Genomic DNA, 11,748 nt, shown 5'->3' on the forward strand with positions numbered 1-11,748 from the left:
AGCAGTTCACTCAGTCCAACACAGTTGGCATCATTTTCTAGATGGACAGGGAGCTTATGATGAGAAAGAGCCTCATACCATGAAAAACCATGGATGTAAGGAATTGCACTGATCCCTTCAATCACTCCTGTTTCTTGATGAACGGCTCCTGGCACACTCATGGCAATCCCACGGTAGTCACGTTCTGACAATCGCTGGTCTAACCAAGCAAGCAAATCTTCTAAAGTTTCTGGCGTTGGGGTGCTGGCCTTATCTAAAATCTTTCCATCCGGAGTGAGACTAGCAAACTTAATCCCAGTCCCTCCGATATCAATCGTTGCAATGGTCATTGCTTTTACCTGTAAAAAGGAGCGAGTCAGCAGTTGGTTCTTACTTTTTCGCTCCTCCTTTCCTTTTATTGTTTCTTCAGCTGCAACCAGCTAGACTTCTTCTTTTTTAATCCATTCTGTCCGGATTTCTTGCGGTGCCAATAAACCTGTATGGACCGGATACGGTTGTTCAAGAAGATCGACAACCGTTTGTTGTCCTTCTGACACGCGCACATTTTCTTGGCTCATGTTGTAATAGCGAAGGATGTAACCTTCTTCATTTTCTGCTACCTTAAAGGCTGTTGGACAAACCTGAGGATGTGTCAAGGCTGTATGCTTGAGTAAGCTACCAGACGCTGCTACACTTCCTTCTTGTTTTTCAACTTGAAGGCTAGTCATCGGTGTCTGCAAAGCTTTGGCCCGGCGATAAGCAGAGAAGCGCCCCTGAGCTTGATGGCATTCTACTGCATATTCAACCTCAAATTCCCGCAAGCATTGTGCTTCTGGTGTTGGGAAATAGCCCCAGTCACCAAGTTCACCGGAAGCACGAAGAAGGGTTACAGCTATGGTGTCGTCTCCAAGGATTTCGTATTCATGCAATCCTTTATTGGCCACTGTTACCCCTTTGACGTCGTCATACAAGCTGACGAAAGCTTGCTGGTGTTGGGGATTTTCAGGATTTTCCCAAGAAGCAGCCGGTTTATTTGGCCGTGTCACAACTTCATAGATACTTTCAGAATCGTTGCTTGGACGCGTATTGTGAGTCTTGACCAGGAGACGGATGCGGTGATCCTTGGCTGTATTGGTAAAGCGCGTCTTGAAGCGAATTTGCGGATCATCTACAAAGATGGTCATCTCCGTTTCAAGAGGGATAGTTGTCAGCTCTTCTGAGCGACTTGCCTTGCGGTTCATAAACTCGATAATGCCTCTTTGTTCCGCATCCAATTGTTCATCCGCGCTGACCGGGATCGTCAAGTCATGCTTGAGTAAGATTTTGGCATAGCGAGCATTGTTTTCCAAGACCTCATGAGCTGTTAAATCCGCATAGATTGGCTCTGTTCCTTTTGGTTGGAAGTAAATATATTCATTTCCGATATCCCCACGATCTTCAAAGCGAAGGAAATCCTCATAAGCCTCATTGGTCGTTTTATCATAGAGGGTCAAGCCATCATCGATACTAAGGGTTACAAATGGCGTATCGATCACCCCATTTTGAAAAAGACCATCATGATGAGGTGCTTTGCCTTCCAAGAGCTGGAAGGTTGTCCAAGAAAGAGGCGCTAGGTGAACCGGAACCGTCACGCGCACTTGACGCGCGATATAAGGTTGACGGAATTTATCCTTAGGCAGGGTATAGCCAAAGCTTGCTCCCAAGTCTTCAATCTCTGCTTCTACAAGATGTCCATCTAAATCCTCTACATGGTAGTCTGGCAAGCTCAAAGCAGCCATTTTCTTGAAGCCTTCTGTCGGATGCAATTCCTTAAATGGACAAACCGCAACATCGACAATCGTGCTGACGGTGTCCACCTTATTATGCAAGCCAGTGTTGATGACCGTAAAGAGGTGCTTACTCTGGGCTTTTTGAGTCGCTAGTTTACCCTTCCATTCGTTCAGAAGGTTGGTCTTGACAAAGTTTCCGACTTGGTTGACCTTGGCAAAACGAACTTCCATTTCACGGTGAACATCATCTACGCTACATCCACAAATACTATCGTGTGGCGCATTTTGTAAGAGTGTCTTCCAAGCATAGGTCAATTGATCCTTATGGTTGTGCCCACCAGTAATGATGGTCAAAGGTTCCACCACTTGCTCGAGCAAGTTGCTGTTTTCTTGGAAGGCTTGTTTGAGGTAAATACGTGAAGAAGAGGTATTAGCAAGAGTGTACCAACCATCGGTTTCCTGACTGGTCAATTCTCCCGTAACCGTTGATAATTGTTCGGGAAGTGCACTTTCCACTGCTTGCACATATTCATCAAAGGAGCTATGAATAAAGGTCACGTCAGGGAACAGTTCGTTGGCCACGCGAATAGCTTCACTCAAGTTTCGTTGAACCGGTTGGTGGTCGCAGCCGTTCATCATTAACCATTGGTTGGTTGAGGCATAGTCGCGAACATCTGCCAATTTTTGTTTCCAGAAAGCCAAAGCTTCGTCTTTATCCACTGGAATTTCGTTCCCGTTACTGTACCAGTTGGCAAAGAGAATACCCAGCACACGGCTACCATCCGCCCCTTGCCAGTACATTTCAGAAAATTGAGAGGTGAATTGCTCATCTTCGAGGACTTGGTTGTCAAATCCGATTGGTTTGACCCCACGCCCAAAAGCTGCTACGTGAATGCCTGATTTTTGAAGGATTTGAGGAGCTTGCCCCATATTTCCAAAGGTATCTGGGAAATAACCAATCTGAGTAGATTTGCCCCATTTAGCGCATTCAGCTTGTCCAATCAAGGTATTGCGGACATTGGCTTCGCTGGAGATCAAGTAATCATCCTGCAAGATGTAGAAGGGACCAATCTTGAGCTTGCCCTCGTCGATATAGCGCTGCACCTTGTCGCGATTTTCAGGGCAAATTTCTAAATAGTCATCGAGGACGATGGTTTGTCCATCTAAGTGGAAACTTTTGAACTCCGGATCATTTTCAAAAAGATCAAAGAGATTGTCAAAGAGTTCCACCAATTGCATGCGGTGACTTTCAAAAGGTAGATACCACTCACGATCCCAGTGGCTGTGAGAGATAATATGTACAACAACATTTTCCATGAGTAAAACCTCATTCTAACTTAAATTTTTAATGTTTTAAATATAAACTTGTGATTCTAACAAGAATCAGTGAAGCTAAAGCGTGCTCCTTATACTCAATGAAAATCAAAGAGCAAACTAGGAAGCTAGCCGCAGGTTGCTCAAAGCACTGCTTTGAGGTTGTAGATAGAACTGACGAAGTCAGTAACATATATACGGCAAGGCGAAGCTGACGTGGTTTGAAGAGATTTTCGAAGAGTATTAGCGAATATCCAAGTAATCCAAGACTAATTCACAGAACATCATGTTGGCCCAAGAGAACCATTCACGCGAGTATTTAGTTGGATCATCTACATGGAAACTTTCGTGCATGACACCCGTGCCTCCATCGCAGGCAACCAGCTGATCGAGCAAGAATTTTTTCTCAGCTTTATCTGTCGTTGTCAATCCTTGAATAGAAAGGGCAATCGGCCAGATATAGCGATAAAAGGTATGAGAACTTCCGAGTCCACTTGCGTACTTCCCTTCATAGAAGTAAGGATTTTCAGGGCTCAAAATAGTCCGACGAGTGGCTTGGTAGACTTCGTCGTCGATGGCGCAGTAGCCCAGATACGGAGCAGCTAACAAACTTGGCACATTTGGATCATCCATGATGCTAGCATTTCCTAAACCATCTACCTCAAAGGCATAGATTTTCTCGCCCTTGCTGTTAGTCGTGTAGGCGTAGTTTTCGATCCCTTCTTGAATCTCCGCTTGGAGGCGTTTGGCATCTGAAATGATGCTTTCACTATCAGCTAGATTCAATGTTGCAAAGATTTCTTGGACATAACCCAAAACAACCACTGCAAACATATTGGATGGAATCAAATAGCTATACTGACAGCAGTCATCACTTGGACGAAAGGCTGACCAGGTCATCCCTGTCACGGCAAAATCTGGCCCAAAGCCGTCATTCACCAGCGTGTCTTCCTTACGATCAGTATCTCGAACGAAGCGATAAGGGGAGTTGTTATGGTCTTGTTCCACCATCCAGAGATGAAGGATTTCCTTGGTCGCTGTGACAAAGGTTTCATCAAATTGGCTAGTCTCACCAGTTTCCTTCCACAGGAGGTAAGCCAATTGCAAGGGATAGCAAAGCGAATCCACTTCATACTTACGCTCCCAAATCCAGCCATTCAAATCGGTGTGGTCAGTCTCGTGGTGGCCTTTCCAGTTCTCCTCAATATTAAAAGAGTTAGCATAGGGATCTTTGAGGATCAAGGTCATCTGGCGTTTGACCAAACCAGCAATGGTCTGGCGCAATTGGGGATCTCGTTTAGCCACATAAAGATAGGGCCTCAATTGAGCCGTCGAGTCACGCAACCACATAGCTGGGATGTCCCCTGTTAACACAAAGGTTGAACCATCTTCTAAAATTTCAACTGTATTGTCCAAAGTGTCTGTATAACAACGTTCAAAGACATCCACCCACTCAGGGTACTCCTTAGCTCGCTCAGCCACTTGATCCAACCATTCTCGCACAATTTCTTTTGAATAGGTCATTTATTTTCCTCACACGTATCGATTCTTTCCTATTCAGTATAAAAGATTTCTAAAGGGAAATACATACGCAAACTATAGCCCTTTTTCTACTAAATTTTCCATTTGATAAAAACGCTATCATATTTGACAACACTTTGATACAATGAAGAAAATACCACCGCGTGTTCCAATAAAAACACAGATCATTTAAAGTTGATGAAGAAAAAGGAGACAAGATGCGCACACATTGCCAAACCATCGATACCCGCTGGGGAAGCGATAATCATCCCCACTATTCGCACGGGAACACCCTCCCTTATACCGGAGTCCCTTTTGGGATGAACTACTTCCTTCCCCAGACGACACACGAACAAGGAGCTTGGTTTTTCAACCCCAATCTCCCTATTTTTCAGGGATTTCGTCTCACCCACCAGCCTAGTCCTTGGATAGGAGACTACGCTTGGTGCCTCATCACGCCCATCACAGGAGAAATTGCAAGTTCCGACCTCTTCCGTCGTCAAAGCAGTTATTCGATGAAAGAAGCTCTTTTCCAGCCCCACTACCTTCGGATTTTTTCGGAACGTTATCAGATTCACAGTGAGCTGGTTCCAAGCCGCTACGGGGCTGTCATGCGCTTTCGAGCACCAGAAAAGCTAACACTCTGCTTTCATGCAGCAAAGGAACTAGAGGACTTGACCCTGACAGACCAAACCTGCCACTTCCATATTCTGGATCAGGCCCATACCGCAGATACTTCCTACTCTTTCTATCTCCAGTGGCAATTTAGCCAGCCGATTGAGAGCGTCACTCACATCGATCAAGATCTTTTTCTCACCTTTTCTAGCAATGAAGTGACCGTCCAATTAGGAACTTCTTATCTGTCCCAAGACATGGCTCACAGCCATCTTCCCAACCTTTCCCTAGAGGAAGCTAAAAAAGAAGCAGCCGATCAATGGAATCAGCTGCTAAAACGAATTGAAGTAAAAGATGCCGGAGGGCGTGACCAAGCCTTTTTCGACCATTGCCTGTACCGACTCCTCCTTTTCCCTCAAACCTTTTATGAAACAGATACCGAGGGAAATGACTGGCACCTGGATGTTACTCATAATGAAATCAAACCAGGAAAAGCTTATACCAATATCGGATTCTGGGATCTCTTCCGAACATCTTTTCCGCTCTTTAGCCTTGTCTACCCCGATTATTACCGTCACTTTCTCGAAGGATTTTTAAATACATACAAGGATACTGGTTTTCTACCAAAATGGTTGGCCCCAGATGAACGAGGAATGATGCCAGGTACCCTCATCGATGGTGTCTTTGCGGATGCTGTCACAAAAGGGATCGCACCAGACCTACATGAAAACATGCTGACAGCCATGCTCCAGACGGCTCAAAAAACAGACCCCACTCAACATTTTGGTCGCCATGGTAATGAAAGCTACAAGGCCCTTGGCTACCTACCCGATGATTTTCACGAAAGTGTGAGCCATAGCCTCGATTATGCCTATAGTGATTTTTGCATTGCCACCGTTGCCAAGCAATTGGGGCATACAGAAACAGCCGCTCGGTATGCCGCTTCCAGCCTCTCCTACCGAACATTGTACGATGCCCAAACGGGCTTCATGAGAGCGCGATCCACCAATGGGAAGTTTAAAGCCCCCTTTTCTCCTACTAGCTGGGGAGGGGATTATGCAGAATGCTCTGCAATCCAGGCTACTTTTGGAGCCTTACACGACCTCTCAGGTCTAATAGAATTGATGGGGGGGAAAAGAGCTTTCACCCAACGACTGCTGGATCTGGCCAATCAAAGACCTCAATTTGAAGCAACAGGTTACGGCTATGAAATCCACGAAATGAGTGAGATGGCCCACGCTCCATTTGGGCAGATCGCCATCTCCAATCAGCCTAGCTTTCACATTCCCTATCTCTTCCGCCATAGTCTTCATCCCGAATACACCAATCTCCTGATCCACCAGATCCGTTCCCAAGCTTTCCATCAAGATTTCCAAGCCTACCCAGGTGATGAGGACAACGGTAGCCTATCTGCTTGGTACATCTGGTCGGTCCTTGGGCTCTACCCAACCTGCCCAGGAAAACCAATCTATGATCTGGGCCTCCCTCTCTTTAAAGAAGTTCTTCTCCATCTTCCAAACCATGAGCTCAAAATTTGCGCTAACTCCCATACTACAGGTGCCTATTTCATCCAAAAAGCCCTATTAGATGGCAAAGACCAGCAAGAGATTTCCCATCAGGATCTCCTTGAAGCCCAGCTGCTTCAGTTCGATCTTTCTTGGCTCCCCCCCACATCCATAAAAAAAGTTCGTCTGAAAGCAGACGACTTTTTTTCTATTATTCATCTCCTACATGATAGTAGATCGATCCTTGTTCCCCAAAACTAGCGATTCCAACACCAGACCACAAGCGGTTCTTAGAGGCATCGGATGTATCCTTAAAAACAACTTGCCCTTGATCATCGACCTGATCACCAATGGTTACTCCCGCAGGAATATACTCCAACAAGAAGCCACCATCACGACCACCATAAATGCCTTCAGATGCTGTCCCATAATCCGTCAAAGAAGCACCATAGCCCTCCAACTCTTGTGAAACCAACCCTTTGTCGTTAAAGACCAACTTGTTTCCTTTATCATCTTGCCAGACACCAGCAATACTGCTGTAATCCCCATTAGCAATAGCCTCAAGATCCATTTTCTTCTCTTCTTTTTTTTCTTTCTCCTTCACTTCTGAACTAGAAGCTGTCGTCTTTTTCACCTCAGAAGAAGCACTCGTTTGACTAGAAGAAGAATCTGATTTCTTACTCGCGCTCTGTTGCGAACAAGCCACCAACAGGAGCAAACTAAGAAAACTCACCAGAATTGCACCAACTTTTTTCATTTAAAATTCCCCATACATTTTTTTAGTTTAAAGCCCCTTCATTGTAACGTATTTTCAAACATTTGACAAGCTCTACTTCCTATTTCGGATCAAAAAAAGACCGGGATAATACATCCCAATCTCTCTTTGAATACTACTTTCAGTGAGCCAGCATTTCCTGTGCCACTTCTAAACCAGATAAGTTGGAAGGATAATAAGTTGGCCAATTTTCCAACTCATCATAAAGCGCTTCTTGACTCTTTCCTCCATGGAAAATGTGGAAGTGAGCTGCCTTTACCGGAGTGATTTCATGGTCACTAAATTGAACATATTTGAAGTCTCCCGCATCGCTCTCCTTGGCTTCAAAGAGATAACGAACACCACGATTCCCCTTCTTATAAGTCAAAATGTGCTTACCTACATATTTATAGGTATATTTCTTAGAAGATCCTTTTTGATAAAACTCCATTGAATCCTTATCAATCTTAATCCGATCAATATCTGTTTGGTAACCCTTGGTATAATATTCCTTATACTCAGCAGCAGTCATGGTTGGATTTAATTTTGCCTTATAATCGAAGACCTGATCCAAAGTTCCATCTTGCAAGTATGGATAAACCGATTTCCAATCACCCGCGTAATTTTCTAAGCTACGATCCTTCACTTGGTTATCCTCGAAATAGCCCTTTTGAACCGTCTTAGAATCTTCCTCATGTTCCGGTTGAATATCCTTACCAGCTTGGGATGTGGTTTTCTCTAGTGCCTTCAGATTCTCCTTCATGACAGACACGTAGTCTTCGCCATCTTTCATTTCTTGATCCGTCAGGCTTTCCAAAGGATTTAAGACAGCTAACTCAACACCAGCTTCAGAAGACAAGGTTTTCGCCAAGGACTTAGAAGCATTTTCCTCAAAGTAAATCACCTTGATCTCATTTTTCTTGATATACTCTGTCAATTCACGCAATCGTGCAGCAGAAGGCTCGCTATCAGGTGAAATCCCTGAAATGGCCACTTGGTTTAAGCCATAATCCAAGGCCAAGTAACGGAAAGCCGCGTGTTGGGTCACAAAATTCTTTTGCTTAGCATCTTTCAAGCCATCCTGATAAGCTTGATCCAAAGCCTGTAACTTCTTCAAATAAGCTTGCGCATTTTTCTCAAAAGTCTTTTTCTTATCTGGATAAGCTGCGACCAACTGATCGCGAATCGACTCTACCATCTTCATTGCACGATGTGGAGAGAGCCAAAGGTGAGGATCATATTCATGATGGTGTTCTTCGCCCCCTTCGTGTTCATGTTCCTCTTCCAATCCAGGAAGCAAGACCATGCCCTTGGTGGCATCGATCACTTTGGTTTTCTTATCCTTCATTGATTTCAAAAGATTTGGAACCCACGTTTCCATGTTTTCATTCTCATAGACGAAAACATCCGAATCTTGAATCATAGCCCGCCCCTTAGCAGACAATTCATATTCATGAGGCTCTGATCCCGCTCCAATGAGCAGGTCTACCGTTCCTTCATCTCCGACAATATTTTTTGTAAAATCATAAACAGGATAAAAAGTGGTCATCACTTTTAATTTCCCATTTTGACTCTGACTTTTGCCACAAGCAGTCAAGATAAGGGCAAAAGCCACCAACAACATTAAACCTATTTTTTTAAATTTCATATTTACTTCCTCAAACGTGATCCAAGATTCACAAGCAAGAACAGTGCCACAAATAAAAGCGTGATGCTGGCACTCGCTGGTGTATCTGCAATATAAGACAAAATCAACCCACTAAACATCCCGATAAAACCAATGATGACCGCAATCAGCATGACCCCACGGAAGTTCTTCCCTAATTTCAGCGCAATACTAGCCGGTAAGACCATGATGGTTGAAACCAATAACGATCCTGCTGCAGGAATCATTAAGGCGATAGCAACCCCCGTTACCACATTAAATAAAATGGACATGGTCCGGACCGGAAGGCCATCTACAAAGGCCGTATCTTCATCAAAGGTCAAAATATACATAGGACGCAAGAATAAGGCCGTCAACACTAATACAACAAAAGCAATCACAAACAAGGCGATCACCTGTTCATCCGTAATGGTTAGGGTAGAACCAAACAAATACTGATCCAAGCTCATCGAGCTCTTCCCACCACCACGCATCAGCACTAAAGCTAGGGCAAGACCAGTGGACATTAAAATTGCCGTCCCGATCTCCATAAAATCCTTAAATAAGGTCCGCAAATACTCAAGAAAGACCGCTGCTATAATGACAATGATCATAGTCGAGAGCGTCGGAGAGATCCCAAGGAAAAGCCCAAAAGCGACACCCGCAAGAGAAACGTGACTCAGCGTATCACTCATCAGACTCTGCCGTCTTAAAATTAAGAAAATCCCTAATACAGGAGAAAAAAGACTCATCGCAACCATAGCCAACAAGGCCCGCTGCATAAAATCATACTGGAATAAATCAAGCATGGTCACCCTCCCCTTCAGTATCATGGACATTAAAACATCTCCAAGGAGAGCTTTGGTCACGAACCAAATGAATATTCCGATCCGCAAATTGGTTAACCTCTTCAGGGTCATGCGTAATCATCAAAACAGATTTTTGATGGTGATGCGCACTGTGATGCATCAACTCATAAAAATCACTCTTTGTCGTCGCATCCATCCCTGTTGTCGGTTCATCTAAAACAAAGATATCCGGATCTGAAGCAAACATCCGAGCAATGACGGCCCGCTGTTTCTGACCACCAGACAAAGAACCAATCGCCCGATCCTTGAACTCCAGCATTCCAACAGATTCTAAACTCTTCAGAATATGTTTTTCATCGTGCTCATTCAACTTTCGAAACCAGCCTTTACGAGGATACCGACCTGACTTCACAAATTCATAGACCGTACTTGGAAATCCAGCATTAAAACTAGCAATCTGTTGTGGCAAATAAGCAATCCTTAACTTCTTTCCCTTAACATTCGTCTTTGAAATCTCAACTTTCCCGACCTTGGGCTGTAAAATCCCAAGACTAGCCTTAATCAAGGTTGACTTAGCAGCACCATTTTCACCGGTCAAAGTCACAAACTCCCCACTATCTAAGTAGTAATTGATCCCTTCTAAAACCGGTTCCCGATCATAATAGAACGATAAATTCGAAACCGTAATATACCTCAAACTATAACTCCTCTTCCAATAGATCTAAAAACCGCGAAATGACCCCTTGCTCATTCTTAGTAAACTTCGACAAAACATCCTCATAAGTGTGAAGGGTATGCTGATGGTGGTGCTGATGCTCTAATGCAATCGGCTTACCAATCTCAGTTAAGCGATAATAGAGAACCCGAGCATCATTCTCATCGCGATAAGTCTCTAACATCCCCTGGCTTAATAAGGGCTTCACAGCCTTCGTGATAGCCGCCTGACTGACATTCAATTTCTTAGCTAAGACAGAATTGGTTAGAGCTTCATCAGCAACCAGCATCAAAATATGTTCCTGAGTGTTGGTTAATGAAACACCACTTGTACAAGAACCAACTAAAATCTCATGCTGATTTTCTGATAACAATAAAATAGAATTTAAAAATCGATCGATTTTATTTGCAACTTCAGACAAAATTAACTCCTTCTAATTCACTAAAAGAAACTTTACCGGTTAATTATATCATAAAAAAGAAAAAATTAAAACAAAAAAAGGAGTAAAACTCCTTTATAATCTATACCGGCGGCCGGGGTCGAACCGGCACGTCCTTGCGGACACTGGATTTTGAGTCCAGCGCGTCTGCCAATTCCGCCACGCCGGCATAAATTTAACTGGGGTAGCTGGATTCGAACCAACGCATGAGGGAGTCAAAGTCCCTTGCCTTACCGCTTGGCTATACCCCAATAATAATATTAATAAATAGGCGAGTGATGGGGATCGAACCCACGCATGCCAGAGCCACAATCTGGTGTGTTAACCACTTCACCACACCCGCCATAATTATTAACACGGGCAGTAGGAATTGAACCCACACTGAAGGTTTTGGAGACCTTAGTTCTACCTTTAAACTATGCCCGTAAAGGATGGAAGGGGAGGGATTCGAACCCCCGAACCCGAAGGAGCGGATTTACAGTCCGCCGCGTTTAGCCTCTTCGCTACCCTTCCTGATTATTGAATTGATGGCGCGAGACGGAATCGAACCGCCGACACATGGAGCTTCAATCCATTGCTCTACCAACTGAGCTACCGAGCCAAATTGCGGGAGCAGGATTTGAACCTACGACCTTCGGGTTATGAGCCCGACGAGCTACCGAGCTGCTCCATCCCGCGTTAAT

9 protein-coding genes and 7 tRNA genes are annotated in these 11,748 nt (G+C 44.3%); 1 reads left to right on the forward strand and 15 read right to left on the reverse strand.

Annotation, left to right across the window (positions count from 1 at the left end):
* The 3 genes from SPADD19_RS12870 to SPADD19_RS08250 all read right to left on the reverse strand — a co-directional run.
* On the reverse strand, positions 1 to 329 hold a 329-nt coding region (locus SPADD19_RS12870), incomplete at its 3' end, for an ROK family protein (RefSeq protein WP_241496549.1).
* Between the two features lie 90 nt (positions 330 to 419).
* A complete protein-coding gene (locus tag SPADD19_RS08245) occupies positions 420 to 3,065 on the reverse strand; it encodes an alpha-mannosidase (protein ID WP_061455758.1) in 2,646 nt (881 codons plus the stop codon).
* Positions 3,066 to 3,305: 240 nt separating this feature from the next.
* The gene (locus tag SPADD19_RS08250; RefSeq protein ID WP_061455759.1) at positions 3,306 to 4,586 is read right to left on the reverse strand and encodes a glycoside hydrolase family 125 protein; all 1,281 of its coding nucleotides are present in this window, start codon (positions 4,584 to 4,586) and stop codon (positions 3,306 to 3,308) included.
* Positions 4,587 to 4,801: 215 nt separating this feature from the next.
* On the opposite strand from SPADD19_RS08250, the gene SPADD19_RS08255 reads away from it, so the two are divergent.
* On the forward strand, positions 4,802 to 6,964 hold the full coding sequence (locus tag SPADD19_RS08255) for a GH92 family glycosyl hydrolase (RefSeq protein ID WP_241496550.1): 2,163 nt from the start codon (positions 4,802 to 4,804) through the stop codon (positions 6,962 to 6,964).
* Here SPADD19_RS08255 and SPADD19_RS08260 read toward each other — a convergent pair.
* The 12 genes from SPADD19_RS08260 to SPADD19_RS08315 all read right to left on the reverse strand — a co-directional run bounded on the left by SPADD19_RS08260 (position 6,915) and on the right by SPADD19_RS08315 (position 11,743).
* Entirely contained in the window at positions 6,915 to 7,460 is a 546-nt protein-coding gene (locus tag SPADD19_RS08260) for a DUF6287 domain-containing protein (protein ID WP_061455760.1), read from the reverse strand. The genes SPADD19_RS08255 and SPADD19_RS08260 overlap by 50 nt on opposite strands.
* 139 nt (positions 7,461 to 7,599) lie before the next feature.
* Positions 7,600 to 9,105: a zinc ABC transporter substrate-binding protein AdcA gene (locus SPADD19_RS08265; protein ID WP_061455761.1), complete on the reverse strand. Its 1,506-nt coding sequence runs from the start codon at positions 9,103 to 9,105 to the stop codon at positions 7,600 to 7,602.
* Between the two features lie 2 nt (positions 9,106 to 9,107).
* Positions 9,108 to 9,911, reverse strand: coding sequence for a metal ABC transporter permease (locus tag SPADD19_RS08270; protein ID WP_003009676.1), 804 nt, complete (start codon positions 9,909 to 9,911; stop codon positions 9,108 to 9,110).
* A complete protein-coding gene (locus SPADD19_RS08275; RefSeq protein ID WP_061455762.1) occupies positions 9,904 to 10,608 on the reverse strand; it encodes a metal ABC transporter ATP-binding protein in 705 nt (234 codons plus the stop codon). Before SPADD19_RS08275 ends, SPADD19_RS08270 begins: the two co-directional genes overlap by 8 nt.
* A gap of 1 nt (position 10,609) precedes the next feature.
* Positions 10,610 to 11,047 (reverse strand): zinc-dependent MarR family transcriptional regulator, encoded by a 438-nt coding sequence (locus SPADD19_RS08280; protein WP_003004547.1) that lies wholly within the window; start codon positions 11,045 to 11,047, stop codon positions 10,610 to 10,612.
* 103 nt (positions 11,048 to 11,150) lie between these two features.
* Positions 11,151 to 11,234: transfer RNA gene (locus SPADD19_RS08285), tRNA-Leu, on the reverse strand.
* Between the two features lie 10 nt (positions 11,235 to 11,244).
* Positions 11,245 to 11,316, reverse strand: a tRNA-Gln gene (locus SPADD19_RS08290).
* 19 nt (positions 11,317 to 11,335) lie between these two features.
* A tRNA-His gene (locus tag SPADD19_RS08295) sits at positions 11,336 to 11,408 on the reverse strand.
* A gap of 12 nt (positions 11,409 to 11,420) precedes the next feature.
* A tRNA-Trp gene (locus SPADD19_RS08300) sits at positions 11,421 to 11,491 on the reverse strand.
* Between the two features lie 6 nt (positions 11,492 to 11,497).
* Positions 11,498 to 11,578 (reverse strand) — tRNA-Tyr (locus SPADD19_RS08305).
* 15 nt (positions 11,579 to 11,593) lie between these two features.
* Positions 11,594 to 11,666: transfer RNA gene (locus SPADD19_RS08310), tRNA-Phe, on the reverse strand.
* Positions 11,667 to 11,669: 3 nt separating this feature from the next.
* Positions 11,670 to 11,743: transfer RNA gene (locus tag SPADD19_RS08315), tRNA-Met, on the reverse strand.
* Positions 11,744 to 11,748 lie beyond the last annotated feature (5 nt).

Source organism: Streptococcus parasanguinis (assembly GCF_001578955.1).
Classification (GTDB): Bacteria; Bacillota; Bacilli; order Lactobacillales; family Streptococcaceae; genus Streptococcus; species Streptococcus parasanguinis_U.